Source organism: Halobacillus sp. SY10, assembly GCF_045401165.1.
GTDB lineage: Bacteria > Bacillota > Bacilli > Bacillales > Halobacillaceae > Halobacillus > Halobacillus aidingensis.
On the sequence record NZ_CP174345.1, the window covers coordinates 3,234,453 to 3,252,341 of the forward strand.

The following is a 17,889-nucleotide window of genomic DNA, read 5'->3' on the forward strand; positions in this document are numbered from 1 at the left end:
CCCCCTCTTTTTTATTAAATTAATTACGTAGCGGTTTGCCTTTCATGAGCATGTGCTGCATACGAGCTTGAGACTTCGGCTCACCTACAAGACTTAAAAAGGCTTCACGTTCAAGATCTAATAAATACTGCTCATCCACAAGCGTTCCTTCTTTCAACTTTCCACCTGATAGTACATAAGCTAGTTTTTCTGCTATTTTAAGATCATGTTCACTCGCATATCCGCTTAACGCCAGGGATTTAGCTCCGAGAACCATAGTTGCATAACCTTGCTCGCCTACTACCGGTACTTTTGTACGCTTAGGAGCCTTATACCCAGACCTTGCTAATCCGAGCACTTTTTGCTTCGCATCATGGAGGAGATGATCTCCGTTTACACTTATGGCGTCTTGTTGGTCTAAGAAGCCGTTTTCCTTCGCTTCCTCTCCCGAAGTAGAAACTTTCGCCATTGCGATTTTTTCAAAGACGCTATTTGCAACCTTTTGTAAGTCGAAATCCACACCGTTAGGAATGTTCCTCAAGTGTTTGATATAAAGTTCTTTATTTCCACCACCACCAGGGATCAGACCGACACCAGCTTCTACAAGCCCCATATAGGTTTCCTGTGAAGCCTGGATAGCATCAGCAGGCAGACAAACTTCTGCTCCACCTCCAAGCGTCATTCCAAAAGGCGCGGCAACGACTGGCTTATCCGAGTATTTCATTTTCATCATGCTGTCCTGGAAACTTTTCACGACCATTTCAATTTCAAAAAAGTTGAAGTCCTGCGCTTCCATAAGGATCATTCCGAGGTTTGCGCCGACGCAGAAATTTTTCGCCTGGTTTCCGATGACGAGACCTTCGAAGTTCTCATCTACATGATCGACGGCAAAATTAATCATCTGGATGATATCAAGACCAATAGCATTGCTCCTGGAATGAAACTCCAGTCCAGCAACCCCATCGCCAAGATCGATCAAGCTGGCACCAGCATTTTTCTTAATGACCTCCCGCTCTTCTTTCAAGCGTTTAAGGTTGATGACCTTTTCATTAAAGGACTGCTGCATATATTCTCCTTCATGATAGAAGTAAACGTTTCCATTTTCCTTTTTATAAAATGTATCGATACCTTCATCCAACATTTCCTCTACCCATGTTGGAACCGTCTCTCCTTCTTTCTTCATACGCTCAACAGAAGTCTTCACACCGATACTGTCCCACATCTCAAATGGACCAAGTTCCCATCCGAATCCCCATCGCATGGCCTCATCAATAGATGGTACATCATCAGCAATTTCACCATACAATTCTGCGGAATAGAGAAGGACTGGTTTTACGACAGACCACACTAAGTCTCCAGCACGGTCACCTTCTGCATTTACGAGCGTCTTCAGTTTTCGCTGTGGACCTTTTTCCTGTTTCGCCATTTCTGTGGCCTTTGTTTTCAACTTGCCTCGTTTTTCATATTCAAGGGTTTCAGGGTTAAGCTGCAGGATCTCACTACCCTTCTCACCTTTCTGCTTAAGGAAGAAGCCTTGCCCGCTCTTCGATCCCAACCAGCCTTTTTCAAGCATATTTTTCATAAAGGAAGGGGTTTCGAAGGCTTTTTTCTCTTCTCCTTCTACTTGATCGTACACGTTGTTAGCTACATGGATGAAAGTGTCAAGGCCTACGACATCAAGGGTACGGAACGTAGCGCTTTTCGGACGCCCGATCATCGGTCCTGTAACAGAATCCACCTCTCCGACTGAGTAGCCTTTTTCAAGCATTTGCTGGACGGTCACTAAAAGGCCATACGTTCCAATTCGGTTTGCAATGAAATTAGGCGTATCTTTCGCTTCGACGACACCTTTACCAAGAACATCCTCTCCGAATTCTTTCATGAATTGAAGAACATCTGGACTTGTATGTTTCGTCGGAATCACTTCTAATAACTTCAAATAACGTGGCGGATTGAAGAAGTGTGTGCCAAGGAAATGAGCCTTGAAATCCTCGCTGCAATCTTCGGACATAGCCTCAATGGAAATTCCAGAAGTATTGGAACTTACAAAAGAGCCTGTTTTACGGTGGCGGTCAACGTCAGCTAAAACCTTTTTCTTGATATCAAGGTTCTCAACGACTACTTCAATGACCCAATCGACTTCGGATAAACGTTCCATATCATCTGTAAAGTTTCCGACTTCAATTAGATTAAGGTTTTGTTTACTCGTTAGTGGTGAAGGTTTTTGTTTAAGAAGTGCTTTTTTATTTTCAGCAGCAATTCGGTTCTTCACAGCTTTATCTTCCAGCGTGAGACCTTTTTCTGCTTCTGCATCCGTCAGTTCACGAGGGACGATATCCATCATCAACGTAGGAATTCCTACATTCGCTAAATGTGCGGCGATCCCTGCGCCCATTACTCCTGATCCAAGGACGGCTGCCCGCTTGATTTTGTGATTCATTACATTTCCCCCTATCTCATTTGAATGAATACTCATTCATTTTACAGCCAAAAAAATAAGTACGGCTAATTCGTATCTATGTATAATATAAAATATTTTCAGACATTTCGCAATCCTTTTCTCCGTAATTCTGTGAAATCTTACCTTGGATTTTTCTGGTTCATGTATTCTATGCATGATTATCTCAAAGGATGCCCGCATAACCGCGGGCATCTAATTATTTTCCGAATACACCTTTTAACACAAAAGCAACGTTCGCCGGTCTCTCAGCGAGCCTTCTCATAAAATAGCCATACCAATCATTTCCATAAGGGACATACACACGCATCTTATAACCTTCTTTCACTAACTCCTCTTGTCTTTCCACTCTGATTCCATAGAGCATTTGGAATTCAAATTGTTCCTTTGATATATCCTTTTCTTCAACAAGAGATTTCGTGTATTCGATCATTCGATCATCATGACTGGCTACGGCTGTATAATTTCCGTTAAGCAAATGGATACGTATGATTTTTTTCAAATTTTCATCTACGTCTTTCTTGTCAGGGAAAGCGACCTTCGGTGACTCTTTATAAGCGCCTTTAACAAGTCGTAAATTCGGATTGTATTTATCGAGTTCTTTTATATCATCAACGGTGCGGTATAAGTAGGACTGTAATACGGTTCCGATATGATCGTAATCCTCACGCAGCTTCTTGAAAATTTCAAGTGTTTTTTCGCATCTTTCGTAATCCTCCATGTCAATGGTAACAAACACATCTTTTTCTTCAGCGACATCCAGGAGCCTGCGCATATTCTCCATGACAAGGTCTTCTGATATATCAAGACCCATGGAAGTTAATTTCAAAGAAAGCTGGGAATCCAACTGATGTTCTGCAATCGCTTCAATCGCTTTTATACAGCCTTCCGCTGCTTCCCTTGCTTCTGCTTCACTATCGATAAATTCCCCTAGATGGTCGATGGTCACAGCCATCCCCTTCTTGTTCAATTCTTTGATTGTTTCAACGGCATCCGGGACCGTTTCTCCCGCTACAAACTTGCCTGCACCAAAGCGAAGACCATATTTCTTTGCCAATTTCGTAAAAAAGCGATTTTTTGATAAAAAAAGAAAAAAGTTTCTGAGTATCCGTTCCATTCTCCAACCCCCTAAACCTTGTTCCCGTTCACAAAAATGATTCTGATTTTTCCGTCATGTAATCGTTAACATACTGCTATTTTATCATTCATTAGATGAAATGGGTAAAAATAATGTTTCCTTCGACAAACTCCCAGCTTTTTCACCAAGGTATTTCCTACCTTTGATTGCCGACTTGATTTTTTCTTATAGAAATGAGGATGAAGGTCATAATAAAAAATGAAAAAAGAAGGAGGAAACGTGATGCAACAGCAAAATCAATCCATGCAGCAAGCCCAGCCCATGTCTCAAGTACCTGACATCGTAAGCACAAAAGATCAGCTTTATCTAGCTGATATGTTGTCCTGGAATTTGAATGCTTGTAAGAAAGCTCATTTCTTTGCACAAAACTGTCAAACACCGGAAATACAGGCCGCTTTAGAGGAAGCTGGTCAAATGCACCAGCGCCATTATGATAAGCTGCTTAATCATTTGAATTCTCAATCCCAAACAACCAACTGAGGAGGAACATCATGAATCAGACTCAAAAAATACAGAATCCTGAAACAAACGTGCCTAAAACTCCACAAATGAATGAGAGAGACTTTGTTAATGATCAGCTGTCAACAGAAAAGTACATGACCGCTTCTTATAATATTGCATTGAACGAAGCTAGCAATCAAAACCTTTATCAAGATCTTGCTACCATTTTCAAGGAAACGCAGGACTGTCAACGCAACTTATACAACCTCATGTTTAAAAATGGGTGGTATGCGCTTGAGCAGGCGGAAAAACAAAAGATCGATCAGACGTATCAACAATTCACAGGGTATAAGACCCAATTGCCATACAACGTCCAGTAATTTATAACGATTGTAGAGCTAAAAAAGAAGCCCGGGATACCCGGGCTTCTTTTTGTTTATCCTACAGGCTCATACCCTTGAGCCTCTACGGCTTCTTTCATCATCTTTTTGCTTACATAAGCTTCATCGTATGCGATGTTTACTTTCCCGCTGTCTAAATCAACTTCAACACCATGTACCCCTTCCAGTTCTTGAAGGGCACCCTTTACGGACTGCTCGCAGTGATTACAAGTCATACCATTTACTTCTAATGTCATTTCCATGATTTCACAACCTTTCTCAATCTAAGCTCTTATTGAACTATTCCACAAAATAGTGATTCTTTAACATATTTTCATAAAAGTATGTGCTTTAAGTATTAAAAAACCCGCTTCCTGTATAAGGAGCGGGTCAACTAATAGCTACAATATTTTTTTAGAGCCTGATGCAGAGAATTCATAAAAATAATCTCTGATGAAAAATGAATGATTTGAATACGCTTCACCTGCTCTGGACGAATGCCGGTGATGATGACTTGTAAGCCCATATAACATAATGAGGTCATTAAATTTTTCAATATTTGAGCTCCATCCTCGTCGATTTGTCCTACTGCGGTAAAATCAAAAAGAACCTTGTCTGTATCCTCATTCTGAGTGGCGTGCAGCAATGGCTCTTCCACTGTATACATTTTATCAGCCGTAATATGACCAAAGAGCGGGATAAAAGCTGTTTCTTCTGTTAAGCGTATAAATGGAGCAGAAAGGCGATTTCCATGTTGAATGGCCTCTTCCAATTTTTCCTTTTCTTCCAGGAGTTGAAAGTTTGTATCATTTAATCGGGAGCGCAGTTGATCCATGGTCTTCGTAATTTTCGATAACTGTTCGTCCTTTGGAATAATCAACACTTCTGCATACAAATCATTTTTCCACTTTACATGCATATCGCATGTGACTGGATTTTTATCTTCCTTTAAAGGTTTGAGAGCAATTTCTAAAGAGAGTTTATGAACCTCAGGAGTAACCCATCTCTTTATTTTAGACAGGCTCCCTTCGTCCATGATCTCTAATAAATGGTTTACTTCACCGAACATCGTAACAGCTTCATCAGATAAGGACTCAATTTTAAAATTTTTATTCATGATTAAGTGCGGCAAAGGGAAGCTGCGTTCAACTCGTTTCATTAATCTTTTCTTCCCTTCCTTCGTTGAACCACCGCTTTAGATCACCGAGGTCCTTGACAACCATTACCTGATCGGATTCAAACTCTTTCAAATCGTATTCCTTTGCTAATCTGCCGCCAATCATAATCAATGGGTTCCAATCTAATTCAGCAAAACGCTCCAACACCATTTTAATCGTCTTTAAACGATAAGGTAAAGCCGCCGAGATTCCGATAACGTCAGGGCGATACTTTTCAATTTGGGTAAAAGAGTGTTCCATAGGAAGAGCCGGTCCTAAATATCTCACTCTCCATCCATGCTCTTTAAACGTATCGGCCACCATTTTCAAACCTATGTAATGCTGCTCTTCTTCTACACCAAACAACATAGCTTTGAAATTTTTTTGTTGTTTCCTGCTTACATGACCGCTTTCCGCGTCTAATTTCGAAAGCACAAAATCACAAATGGCGGTAGCTAAATGTTCGTCCGCCACGGATATTTCATTCCTCTCCCATAATTCTCCAACATAATACATGGCTGGGGTGATGATGTCTCCATATAGGTAAGCTCTCGGATATTTTTCTAGCATCGTTTTAATAAATTCTATTGCACCCTGGTCATCTCCCTGAAGGAAATAATGGGCTAATTGTTCGTGTTGCACGTCCAAAGTACTCACCTCTTTGAAAGTGTTTCCAAATGTTGTAAGGCCGCTTGTAAATATTTGATATAACACTGTTTTTCTTTCTCATCTATCAAGTCCATATCTTTCAATAAGCGAACGAGACGTTCATAATTATCAATGATTAAAGAAGTAGGAACATTCCTCGAGGTAAGAACTGTATTAAGCCACTTCGTATAATCCATAAAAAAATCGATACTATCCATCTCATAGGCCGCTTGTAAATGATCTAAATGATGGAAGTTATCTTCTTCGGTTCGGTCTCTTCCGTTCTGACCGAACTTTTCCCAAAGGTACGGATATGCTTCGTAAATTTCATCTGCTACTAATTGAACTAAGCGGCTTTGCTCAGACTTATTCACGTTGCGACCACCTCGTATTTAGAAACCTTCGGCACGATCCCTTGAAGTTCCTGATCAGGATATTGCTTTTCTAATTCATGAATTTTCTTAAACTGTTCACTACGAGCCCATTTAAGATAAGCATCTTTAGATTCCCACTCCAAGTGTACCGTTAGCTCACCGGGCTTTTTATCATTTTGTAGCAGTTGAAAGGAAATAAAACCATCCGCCTGGTCTACGAGACGTGATCTTTTTTTGTATATATGAATTAACTCATCTGCTTTATGGTCTGGTACCTTCACCATAGAATCTACGACGAACATGTGTTATTCCCCAATCTGATTTATTTTCATTAAATATTATTTTATCATAACCATTTCTTTTATGTATAATGTTAAGATTCTCCTTAAGTTTAACGAAGATAGGTCATTACCGTCCTGTGAGAAACGCCCCCCCATAAGTAAGGTACAGGGAGAGATTACGAACATTGTTATTCCAGTCAAATGATTTACTGCTCCTCATTTAAAACTTTCCAAATAAAAAGGTGCCGGCTTTAGCACCAGCACCTTTCTGAGATTATTGCACAACTTCATCAAGAACATGCATCTCTTCATGATCGAGAAGGTTCTTGTTGATCATGTCTTCAGCTTCTTTATTCATATTGTCCTGCAGATCTTTCAGCTCTTCTTTATCACCGACAAGATAGAAGCGCTCCCAGCCATAATCTTTAGCTAGTTTATCGATTTTAGGAGCTACACTCTTGTACCAACGATAACGGTTGGCTTCGAAACGTTCTTGGAATTGATCTCTCTTGGAAGTCTTGGCACCACCAGATCCCATGGAAGGCTGAGCACGGTGTGGCCCTTGGTGCTGCCTCCAATCTTCCGTATCTAAATCAAGCTCAAACAACTGTGTATCTTTCAGTGTTCCAAGTTCTGCATCAATCAATTTGATTTGATTTTTCTGAGTTAAGACGATTCCTGTTTTAGGGAACTTGTTCTGCATCTCTTTCAATTGATCCAGGACAGGTGTTTCTTCCCAGTAGAATTCTGTCTTCACTGGCATTTGGAAACGCTCAGCAAACCATACCGTGTCATCGCCAGTGGCAAATAAAACAACACTCTTAGCGAAGTTTTGTTCATTTTCTTCTATGAATTGCTCCACTTTTTCTTTTACTGCCCAATAGTTTCTCTTTTCATCCGAATCGCCATCTTTTTGAAGATAGGATTCGAAATTATTCAATCCGTTTTTCAAATGGATCTTCCATTCTCCCCCTTGTTGATCGGGATCGGAAGGGTCGGTGTTTAGATACATCGTAAATACTTTTTGTGGTTTTTCTAAGTGTACTGCCTCTAGTTTCTTTATTTCTTTATTTAAGTCCATAAAACAGCGACTCCTTTCAAGAATTGTAAATCGAATCTAGTCTGTATGTTTCCTGAAAAAGAAGTGCTTAAACTTATTTCCTAGAGGTCAGTGGTTTTTCTCGATAATTTTTTGTTTGAGTTTTTTCAATTCAAGCTCAAATTGCTCTTTCTCCTCGGTTGTTAACGTTTGACTGCCATACCGCACTTTTTGATAAAGCTCGGTCGATTCAATAGTAAGCCCAATCCTCCGAAACCAATCCTCGATTGATTCATTTGAATATCTGCCACATCCATTCCGGGCGGCAAAATGTTCAAAGGTGCGAAACTGCTTTCTCACCCATCCTTCTGTGTGTGACCTATGGAAAGAAAAAGTTGAGGAAGATCTCTTTTTCTCATCTTCACCATATGCATAATACTGATAGTTGAGAGCTTCAGTGGCTGTTTCCATATCTATGTTCACTCTTTTTCTCAAAAAGAAAAAGGTGATCAAAGCCAAAAGAAGTGCAACGACGATTAGGACAACGGTTCCTGTTTCAATCGCTTCTGCTACTTTTTGAGTGGTTTCTTGATTGCTATCATTCATTCGTTGGAGCTCTTCTTGCCTTTCTTGAGATGAAAACTTCATTTCCGGTAAAGAATCTTCTTCCATAGGCTCGATTCTAGAAACATCAAGACCTATTTTAGCGAGGAGTGTCATGATTCCGTTGATTCCTACAAGAAAGGCGTACGAAATTCCACTCCAGAGTGTTCCAATCAAAGAACGTAGATATGGAAAAAGAAGCAAAATTACCGAGGTTCCTGTGATTAAAGAGAGAAAGATGACGGAGAGACTCTTCCATCCTCCTTTTCTCTCCCTTCTGTCTACGTTGTAATAATGTGAAAAAGCATACCCTCCCCACGTTACAACGTATAGGGAAATCAGTGCGTAGACTAAATCCCAGGACTGGAAGAAGAAGATCATAATAAAAGTCAAAATCGATGTGGACAAAATTAATGATATTTCATGATTCAAATCAGGATCTCGTTCATGGCGGTAATATCTCCATACTAGAAATGATCCGACGATGAATCCCAGTAATAAACCAGCGCCCACAAAATAGGCAATCATTATGATTACCGCTAAACTAAACAGATAGGGGAAAAAGCCTGACGACCACCTTCTTATAAGAAAAAATAGAACGATACTAACGACCACATATGTACTAAACAGAACATAAGAGAGGGATAGAGACGTCCATTGAGTCAAAGGGAAAAGAAGCACGAAGAAAAGCATCGCTTCCCCTAAGATCTGATAAACAAAAGTGATATTCCTTTTACCTTCCACCATATTCAAGCACCCCCTCTTTGTAAGGCAGGGCGTAAATAGGCAGATGAACCATCCATCTGCACCTGAAGCACAACAGTGCCTTTCGATTGCCAGTCTTTTAACTTATCTAAGGTTCCATCAGGAATCTCCCCCACAATAAGAACAACTTTACTGCTTAAGCCGCGCGATCCGAACCAATGGAACAATTGATCCATGGGCAGCAGCCGTTGTTCTTTATCAATCCGGGCCAACATTTCCAGGGAGTGTCGTAAATGGACGCTGCCCTCCCCTTTTTCTTGATAAAAATAAGGGTTTCTTTGAGGTTTTCGCATGTTAATGATCATTTCATATGGATAGCCCCGTTCTGTAGCCGTATAGCATAAATAACAGGCATAGGACAACAATGACTCGAGGCGGGGAGACAAGTGTTCATTTCCTAGTCTCGTTTGTTCCACTACGTTGACGATGATCGTCCAACTCCCATCCACCTGACGCTCCAATACTTTCGTCTTCAAAGATTGTGATTTCGCACTCGCTTTCCAATGGATTTTATGAAAGGCGTCCCCCTGTTCGTAATCTCGCGTTCCCACAGGTGTTAGAACATCTTCATAGGGTGAAAAATTCGCACGTTCTTCCCCGATGGATGGATGAATAAACTCTTTGACACCGAGTACAGGTTCCGGAGTTGGATAAATAATAAACTCTGTTTGATACGGTTTTTTATACCGCATTTTTATAGGAGTGAAATTCAATAAATGAGGAAACCGGAACGACAAATTCCTTGCTTTTGTTACCCCGCGTGTTTCAGCTCTCACCGGAATATGTACCACGGACTCCCCACGACTCATTAATGAAAAAGGTAATTTGTATGAATAGGAATGGTACAATTCATTCATCATTTCTCTTCGACTACTTACCATTTTTCCCGTTTCAAATGACAACGTTCCATTTAACATAGGAACCCGTGAATAATTGTTCATGTGGATCTTCCATTCTGCTTCATCTCCAGGAAACAAACGAACGGAATGTTTAACATTTTGCAGCTCAAAATCCGAACCACTATAATGATCGAAAATCTTACTCCCAAGTATAAATATGATAAGAAGCCCTGTAGGGAAATAAAATATTGGCTGATTGATGATAAACCCGACCAATCCGGTGAGGATCACCGCAGCCAAAACACCATCATAAAACCTTCTTCCCAATCCGAGTTGCTTTTCCCAATGATTCACTGTACCGAACCTGCTTCAACGGGAACCGGAACTTCCTGAATCACTTCCTGGATCACCTGGCTTTTCGTTTTCCGTATGGCCCCCTCCATAGAAAGCACAATACGGTGTTCCAACACATAAGGGGCTAGAAATTTCACATCTTCCGGGCGGACAAAATCATTTCCCAATAGTAACGCCCGAGCCTGACTCGCTCTCATAAAAGCGAGGGCTCCCCTCGTACTGACGCCTAACTCGATATCCTCACTTTCACGTGTCAACCGAACAAGATCCAAAAGATAATTCATCGTATCATCGGCAATGGCAATGTCTTTTGATTGTTCACGGATATGTAAAATTTCTTCTAACGAGATTTGTGGCGTGAGTGTTTCAAACGGTTCATTTTTTTGATATGTTCTTAAAATGTTTTTTTCTTCTTGTTCCGTCGGATATCCCAGGTCGATCTTGAACAAGAACCGATCCAATTGGGCTTCAGGAAGAGGAAACGTACCATGGTTTCCTTCCACGGGGTTTTGAGTTGCAATGACAAAGAGTGGTGGAGCAATCTTTAACGTTTCACCATCCACAGTCGTTTGCTTTTCCTCCATGACCTCAAGCAGACTGGACTGCGTCTTCGGAGTCGCCCGGTTGATTTCATCTGCTAGGAGAACATTCGTCATGACCGGACCTTCACGCAATTCGAATTCCTGGGTTTTAGGATTAAAGAATTGAATGCCTGTGACATCACTTGGAAGGACGTCCGGAGTGAATTGAATCCTTGAGAAATGACCATCCATCACTTTAGCGAAACTTTTAGCTAGTTTCGTCTTCCCAGAGCCAGGCACACTTTCCAGAAGTGCGTGTCCATCTGCAATGATGGAGACAAACAACAGCTCCACAACCTCATCTTTTCCGAGGATCACTCGACCGATCGTTTCTTTCGCTTTTCTTATTTTCTCTATACTCATTATGTAAAAGCTCCTTTGTACTAAAACTTCAGTTATCCATTATACCAAATTATGTTAGATAATTCTTTCAATTCAGATGATTCGCTGTCCCTATGAATGTTCCAACATAAATATATTTACTCGTGACTGGTGAATGATCAGTTGGTCTGAGTCGCTGACCTGGAAATTTAATATCTGACTCTTTATGTTTGCAAAAGGATACAAGAGCATAAAAAAGACCCGCTCTGAAGAGAGCGGGTCTTGATATATTATTCTTTTGTCCATTCATCGATAAGGTCTTGATGCTCGTCAATCCACTTTTGAGCACCTTCTTGAGCGTCACCAGCTTTATTAATGCTAGCCATGAGGCTGCCAAGCTGATCATCGTTCAACATAAAGTTGTCAAACCACTTGACCACTTGAGGCTGATCCTCTTCTAATCCTTTGCGCGCAGCGTAAGAGATGTTTTCGGAATCGCCATAAACGTTTTTAGGATCTTCCAAGAACTTCAAATCCATTTCAGCGAATACCCAATGCGGCTTCCAAAGGGTCGCAACGATAGGTTCTTCACTTTCCATGGAACCCTTTAACTCTGTGATCATTGTTGGCTCAGAAGATGCGGCAAGTGTATAATCCAGGTCATATTCGTTTATAACCTCTTCGGTCAGAGACATAATGCTTGCGCCTGCATCGATACCTACAATCTGCTTATCAGGAAATGCATCTGAGCCCTTTAAATCTTCGATTGAATTAATATCTTCCATATAACTTGGCACAGCCAGGCCTAATTTTGTCCCTTCATACCAAGTTTCACGCCAGTCGATATCTTCTTTATATTTTTCATAAAACGCTTTGTCCGTGTTCGGAAGCCAGATTTCCATACCGATATCTAGATCCCCACTGGATAAAGCCTCATATAGAAAACCTTTTTCTACTTGTTCCAGTTCTACAGTGTAGCCCTTCTCTTCGAGAACAAGCTTCCACATATTCGATACAGCAACGTTCTCCGCCCAGTTGTTCATCCCAATTTTGACGGTTCCTTTTTCTTCAGAAGTTTCAGCATTGTCTCCTTCGTTTTCGTTACCATTTGATGTATCTTCCCCTGACTCACCGCCACAAGCAGCTAAAGTTAAGAGAATACCAAGAAATACAGCTGGTAACCATCTACGCCATTGTTTCATAACAGATGACCTCCTCTAAGTATTCATTTATTTTCTATGTGATTCATATATTCAAACACAATTTAAAATTATATCATAAAGTAATTCAAGTTCAAACAATTTAAACTGTACAAAATGTACTCCTGTATGATTATTCCACACCAGGTCATCCAAATTATGGATGACCTGGTGTGGCTATATTTACCATTTATTGTTTTTTGTGAGCGCGGCGGTCTGCGGCTTCTGCTCTTTGTTGAGCGATTTTGTCTTCACGATCCGCTAATTCTTCAGAGAACTCTACATCAATGTTCTTCTGATTTTTAGGTGTTTGAGGTAACTTACGTTTTTGTTTCCCTTTGTTTTTACGGTGTTCGTCTCTACCCATGTTCTTCCCCTCCTTTTTAGTTGGAACAATGGTAGTATTTTTCGAATCACCAAAAATATTCTTAAGATAAAGCCATAACAGCCGATTATTTCGGCTCAAAAATTCACTTTACGGGGGTTCACATACTTTTTACACAAAAAGAACCTAAAGTCCCCACATTTGTTAAGGAATTGTAAATCATGAATCATTGGTTGGAATCTCACTTTTTTTGGAAACTCTTACAAAAAGTCTTTCAACCGCTTCCAATGCCGCTATTATCAATCTAATGGTTCTTATGACTTATGGGAACGATTCCAAATTTCCTTTATTGCCAGTTTTTCACTCTCGGTATACAGTAGATTTGCGCAACCGGTTGACGCAAAAAATTCTATCGAGGTGAAAAGCTAACATGCACAAACCATCCCAAAAAATCTCCCGCTTAGTTGCTACTACGGCTATTGCGGCTACGGTATTGGCAGCACAAGCACCGAACGTACTAGCGGTGACACAACCCCACCCTGATCAAGAGCTGAACCAGGAGGCTGTAAAAAAACAACTTCAAGTAGAAGGTGTCGAACAGCTTGAAAATGGAGTGAAGCTCAATTTATCCTCTGATCAAAACGCTTTTATTCGTCTTTTTTCTGAAGACATGGCGAAAGTTTCTATTATAAAAGAAGGCGAAGAAGAATACTTCTCTGAAGCCATCAGCAAAAAAGAATGGGACACTCCTTCTTTTGATGTTTCTGAAGAGAAAGGCGAAATCACTCTGACTACTGATGAAATCACCATCAAAATTAAAAAAGAACCTTTCGGCGTAAAATTCCTTGATAAAGCAGGAAACGTCATCAACGAAGATTACATGCAGAACGGTTCTGGATATGACGGGGAAAAGCCTTATGTATATAAAAAGACGACAGAAGATGAAGCTTTTTACGGATTTGGTGAACAATCCGGACTTGAAGTAAACCAACGTGGTGAAAGCATTGGCATGTTCAATACGGACGCTTATGCATATGGAACAGACACAAAATACTTATACACATCCATTCCATTCTTCATCGGTCTGAAAAATGAAAAAGCGTACGGCATGTTCTTCGATAACACGAACCGTTCTTATTTCGAAATGGCGAGTGAGAGTGACGATTATTATTACTTCTACGCAGATGACGGTACATTAAACTACTACTTCATGTACGGTCCTGAAATTGAAGATGTACTCGATCGTTACACAGAATTGACAGGTAGAATGGACAAACCTGCCAAGTGGACGCTTGGATTGCACCAATCCAAATGGGAATATTCAGCTGAAGATATTGAACGTGTAGCTGAAACCTATCGCGAAAAAGAGATCCCCGTGGACACCATGCATTTCGACATCGACTATATGGATGAATACCGTGTGTTTACATGGTCTGATAAATTTGGCGACGAAGCTCTTCATCAAAAACTTGATGCCATGAACTTCAAAAAAATCACAATCAACGATCCTGCTGTCAAAAAAGACCCTGGTTACTTCATGTACGATGAAGGAACAGCCAACGATTACTGGGCAAAGAATCCTGATGGATCAAACTTTGTAGGTGAAGTATGGCCTGGAGAATCCATGTTCCCTGACTTTTCAAAAGAAGAGGTGCGTGAGTGGTGGGCAAGCAAGCACGACATCCTATTCGATAAAGGAATCGATGGCGTATGGAATGACATGAACGAACCAGCTGTATTCGACGGTCCATACCACACCATGCCACTGGATGTAACCTTTGGCGAAGGTGAAAACAAACGAACACACGAAGAATACCATAACCTCTATGGACATGATGAAGCAGAAGCTACATACGATGCTTTTGAAATGTACAAACCAAATGAGCGTCCGTTTGTATTGACACGTGATATGTACGCAGGTTCTCAACGGTACGCAGCTCTTTGGACAGGTGACAACGTAAGTGAATGGGATCACTTAGAAATGTCTCTTCCAATGAACATGAACGTCGGCCTTTCAGGTGTACCGTTCGTAGGAAATGATATTGGTGGTTTCGCTGGACGCCCTGATGCAGAAATGTTTGCCCGCTGGATCGAAGTCGGTGCCTTCCTACCATTCTCCCGCATTCACTATGATAGTGATAAAAAAGCAGAAGGTAAGAAACAGGCGCAGGAACCTTGGGCTTTCGGTCAGGAAGTCGAAGACATCAGTAAGAAATACATTGAGATGCGCTACAAATTGATGCCTTACCTTTATAATGCATTCATCGATGCTGCCGAACAAGGGACTCCAGTTCAACAACCGCTTGTTTATCAATTCCAAGATGATGAGAACACCTATAATGTAAGTGATCAATTCATGTTTGGAAAAGAAATGATGCTGGCACCAATTGTTGAAGAAGGACAAACTGAGCGTGACGTTTACTTGCCTGAAGGAGAAACGTGGGTGGACTATTGGACGGGGGAAGAGTTTGACGGAGGTCAGACCATCACTACAGAAGCACAACTTGATCACCTGCCGATTTACGTCAAAAAGGATTCTATGATCCCTACACGTGAAGTACAGCAATATACTGGTGAAAAGCCACTCGAAAACCTAGTCCTAGATACCTATTTGAATGAAAAAGCCACCTATTCCTTCTATGAAGATGATGGCGCAACATTAGATTACAAGGACGGCGAGTACAATGTGACAGACCTGGAAGTGAAACGTAAAGGGAAGCACATTGAATTCAAGAAAAAAGAAAAAGCGACAGGTTACGATACTGACTTAGAATCTTACACGCTGAAGCTTAATGGAGAAGAAGCACCTAAACGTGTACGTGCTGCAAAAGCGAAGTACAAGGAGGTCAGCTCTGTAGAGGAAGTAAAATCAACTCAAGAGTCCTTCTTTTATGATAATGAAGAACAAGCTCTTTATGTGAATGTTCCGGCTGATGAAAAACATAAAGTGAAGATTTTCTTCAATGGTAAAAAAGATAAAGCAGGCAAGTCTGACAAGAAAAAATAAACGGCACCCAAGCCTATCCTTATTATTGGATGATTACAAATCATGAAGGAATCTCCATCTAACATATTCAATAAATCAAAGTGGCTAGCAGATCATCTGCTAGCCATTTGTTATAAGGCTGATCTATATATGAGAACAAAATACTGCTAGCACGATCATTTATAATGATTGTTCTACTCTTCGTCTTTCAATGGTTAGATTCTAAAGCGGAAAGCATGTAAATCCAACACTTTTATAAAGATCAAGCAACAACCAAGTGACCATGCACACTTCAGACCTCAAATAAACAGTTCCTTCGATGGCCGACTCTCCTTTTACCCTCCCTCACTTGGAATAGTGGGAAATGAATGTAGTTGAATATAAAGGAGAATAAACAAGAACCCCACCGCGTCCGGTGGGGTTCATATGTTATTGCTGCATAGCTTCCTGCTCATACGTTTGTCGCCCACGAGTAATGGAGAAATAGGCGGTGGCCAAAGCGACAAGCACGAAAAATCCTCCAACAGTTGCGTTATGAATAACGGAACTCTGCTCAATGACAATTCCACCGATGGAAGAACCAAAAGCAATTCCGAAATGCAATGCAGAGTTGTTCAAGCTTTGCTGAATATCTGACGTTTCAGGTGCTGAGGAAATCAGATAATTTTGTTGTGCAGGTGTCACTGCCCAGCTCAATGCACTCCAAATCACCATCACCATTAAGAATAATGGAAGGGAAAATGTGACATGCGGAATTGTGAAAATAGCGACCGCAAAGACGAGGATAATGCCGAGAATGCTTCTCTCAGATCCAAATTTGTCCGATAAGAAACCTCCGACTCCTCCCCCCATAACGGCTGCGACACCGAAGATAAAGTAAACAATACTCACCCAAGTACCGTTCATCCCCATTTCCGATTTTAGAAATGGAGTCAGATAAGCATACAAGGCAAGGTGCCCTGTCAAAAACAAGAACGAGGTCAGCTGTGCAGAAAAAATCTTTTTATCTTTCAACGTCCGCAGTTGCTCTTTAACAGTAATGACGGGTTTCGGAGCAATATTACCCAACGAAATCCATACGGCCACAAGAGAGAGCAAAGTCAGTACACTAATCAGTAGAAAAGGTGCTCTCCATCCAAAGCTGTTTCCAATAGTCAGCCCAATGGGTACTCCAAGAACAAGAGAACCACTGATACCCATAAAAATGGTACCAATCGCTCTTCCTCTATATTCTTTTGTAACAATCGCAGAAGCAATCGTCACAGCAAGTACCACAAGCAATGATCCACTCGCGGCTGTTAATACCCTCGCAAGCATGATTGTAGAATAATTCGGACTCACATAGGCGAGCATGTTTCCTAGAAAGAAAATAACCAAAGTGACAAGCATCAGTTTTTTCCGATCAAACCGAGCGGTTGCCGTAAGTAAAATCGGGGATGCCACCGCAAATACTAAGGAAAAAATAGTGATCAATAGACCTGCTTGACCAAGGGTGATACCAAGATCATCGGCAACAAGGTCTAGAATCCCACCGATAATCAATTCAACGGTTCCGACAACAAAGGCAACAAGTGCTAACAAATAAACTTTTTTATTCATAATTGCATGACCCTTTCTATTAGGTTACCACTACAATGGTAACCATATGAAAAGGATAAAACAAGAGGAAATGTTTACGTTTTTCATTCCTCCATGTATTCTAAACCTAAAGCATCAATAAAAAACTTCTATTATACTAAAGCTCCCTATTCTTGAAGACTCAGTTTCGAGATGTTTATGTGAATTTAGGGGCTCCGGGAAAAGGTTCGCTTTCCATGGGGCGGGCGGTGAGCCTCCTCGAGCTTCGCTCTGTGGGGTCTCACCTGTCCCACACGGCCCATAGGAGTCTCACCGTTTCCCTCCGCCCCTTTGCCATATAAGTGTCTCGAAACCACTTCCAGAATAAGTTGCTTTTATGCACAGATTTAATGGAGGATACGAACTTGCAGGCACTCTATTCTGGGTGCGGCAAGCTTGTTATG

17 protein-coding genes are annotated in these 17,889 nt (G+C 41.0%); 3 read left to right on the forward strand and 14 right to left on the reverse strand.

Annotated features, from left to right (window positions below; all coding sequences use genetic code 11):
- Positions 1-19: 19 nt before the first annotated feature.
- Together ACJA3J_RS16595 and ACJA3J_RS16600 are read right to left on the reverse strand one after the other, a co-directional pair.
- Positions 20-2,419: a 3-hydroxyacyl-CoA dehydrogenase/enoyl-CoA hydratase family protein gene (locus ACJA3J_RS16595; RefSeq protein WP_406944633.1), complete on the reverse strand. Its 2,400-nt coding sequence runs from the start codon at positions 2,417-2,419 to the stop codon at positions 20-22.
- 217 nt (positions 2,420-2,636) lie between these two features.
- Positions 2,637-3,554: a proline dehydrogenase family protein gene (locus tag ACJA3J_RS16600; RefSeq protein WP_406944634.1), complete on the reverse strand. Its 918-nt coding sequence runs from the start codon at positions 3,552-3,554 to the stop codon at positions 2,637-2,639.
- Positions 3,555-3,797: 243 nt separating this feature from the next.
- Here ACJA3J_RS16600 and ACJA3J_RS16605 point away from each other — a divergent pair, with 243 nt between their 5' ends.
- Positions 3,798-4,055 (forward strand): hypothetical protein, encoded by a 258-nt coding sequence (locus tag ACJA3J_RS16605; protein WP_115822930.1) that lies wholly within the window; start codon positions 3,798-3,800, stop codon positions 4,053-4,055.
- Positions 4,056-4,066: 11 nt separating this feature from the next.
- Entirely contained in the window at positions 4,067-4,396 is a 330-nt protein-coding gene (locus ACJA3J_RS16610; protein WP_089654179.1) for a spore coat protein, read from the forward strand.
- 56 nt (positions 4,397-4,452) lie between these two features.
- Here ACJA3J_RS16610 and copZ read toward each other — a convergent pair whose 3' ends face one another.
- From copZ to ACJA3J_RS16665, 11 genes are all read right to left on the reverse strand, one after another.
- Complete coding sequence (gene copZ, locus ACJA3J_RS16615) at positions 4,453-4,659, reverse strand: copper chaperone CopZ (RefSeq protein WP_089654180.1); 207 nt, start codon at positions 4,657-4,659, stop codon at positions 4,453-4,455.
- Between the two features lie 131 nt (positions 4,660-4,790).
- Positions 4,791-5,555, reverse strand: a complete 765-nt coding sequence (locus tag ACJA3J_RS16620; RefSeq protein ID WP_406944635.1) for an STAS domain-containing protein — start codon at positions 5,553-5,555, stop codon at positions 4,791-4,793.
- Positions 5,542-6,195 carry a B12-binding domain-containing protein gene (locus ACJA3J_RS16625; RefSeq protein ID WP_406946311.1) on the reverse strand — a complete coding sequence of 218 codons (654 nt, stop codon included), beginning with the start codon at positions 6,193-6,195 and terminating at the stop codon, positions 5,542-5,544. Before ACJA3J_RS16625 ends, ACJA3J_RS16620 begins: the two co-directional genes overlap by 14 nt.
- A gap of 11 nt (positions 6,196-6,206) precedes the next feature.
- The gene (locus ACJA3J_RS16630) at positions 6,207-6,575 is read right to left on the reverse strand and encodes a hypothetical protein (protein WP_089654183.1); all 369 of its coding nucleotides are present in this window, start codon (positions 6,573-6,575) and stop codon (positions 6,207-6,209) included.
- Entirely contained in the window at positions 6,572-6,877 is a 306-nt protein-coding gene (locus ACJA3J_RS16635; RefSeq protein WP_115822672.1) for an antibiotic biosynthesis monooxygenase, read from the reverse strand. Before ACJA3J_RS16635 ends, ACJA3J_RS16630 begins: the two co-directional genes overlap by 4 nt.
- 253 nt (positions 6,878-7,130) lie before the next feature.
- A complete protein-coding gene (locus tag ACJA3J_RS16640) occupies positions 7,131-7,937 on the reverse strand; it encodes a VLRF1 family aeRF1-type release factor (protein WP_089654185.1) in 807 nt (268 codons plus the stop codon).
- An 87-nt stretch (positions 7,938-8,024) separates the two neighbouring features.
- A complete protein-coding gene (locus ACJA3J_RS16645; protein WP_406944636.1) occupies positions 8,025-9,245 on the reverse strand; it encodes a hypothetical protein in 1,221 nt (406 codons plus the stop codon).
- A 2-nt stretch (positions 9,246-9,247) separates the two neighbouring features.
- Complete coding sequence (locus tag ACJA3J_RS16650; protein ID WP_406944637.1) at positions 9,248-10,456, reverse strand: DUF58 domain-containing protein; 1,209 nt, start codon at positions 10,454-10,456, stop codon at positions 9,248-9,250.
- The gene (locus ACJA3J_RS16655; protein ID WP_406944638.1) at positions 10,453-11,400 is read right to left on the reverse strand and encodes an AAA family ATPase; all 948 of its coding nucleotides are present in this window, start codon (positions 11,398-11,400) and stop codon (positions 10,453-10,455) included. Before ACJA3J_RS16655 ends, ACJA3J_RS16650 begins: the two co-directional genes overlap by 4 nt.
- 248 nt (positions 11,401-11,648) lie before the next feature.
- Positions 11,649-12,560, reverse strand: a complete 912-nt coding sequence (locus ACJA3J_RS16660; RefSeq protein WP_406944639.1) for a glycine betaine ABC transporter substrate-binding protein — start codon at positions 12,558-12,560, stop codon at positions 11,649-11,651.
- A gap of 187 nt (positions 12,561-12,747) precedes the next feature.
- Positions 12,748-12,924 carry a YfhD family protein gene (locus ACJA3J_RS16665; protein WP_089654190.1) on the reverse strand — a complete coding sequence of 59 codons (177 nt, stop codon included), beginning with the start codon at positions 12,922-12,924 and terminating at the stop codon, positions 12,748-12,750.
- A gap of 388 nt (positions 12,925-13,312) precedes the next feature.
- Between ACJA3J_RS16665 and ACJA3J_RS16670 the strand changes: the two genes are divergently transcribed.
- Positions 13,313-15,889: a glycoside hydrolase family 31 protein gene (locus tag ACJA3J_RS16670; RefSeq protein WP_406944640.1), complete on the forward strand. Its 2,577-nt coding sequence runs from the start codon at positions 13,313-13,315 to the stop codon at positions 15,887-15,889.
- A gap of 408 nt (positions 15,890-16,297) precedes the next feature.
- Here the strand turns inward: ACJA3J_RS16670 and ACJA3J_RS16675 are convergent, their stop codons facing one another.
- Complete coding sequence (locus tag ACJA3J_RS16675; protein ID WP_406944641.1) at positions 16,298-17,467, reverse strand: MFS transporter; 1,170 nt, start codon at positions 17,465-17,467, stop codon at positions 16,298-16,300.
- Between the last annotated feature and the right edge of the window lie 422 nt (positions 17,468-17,889).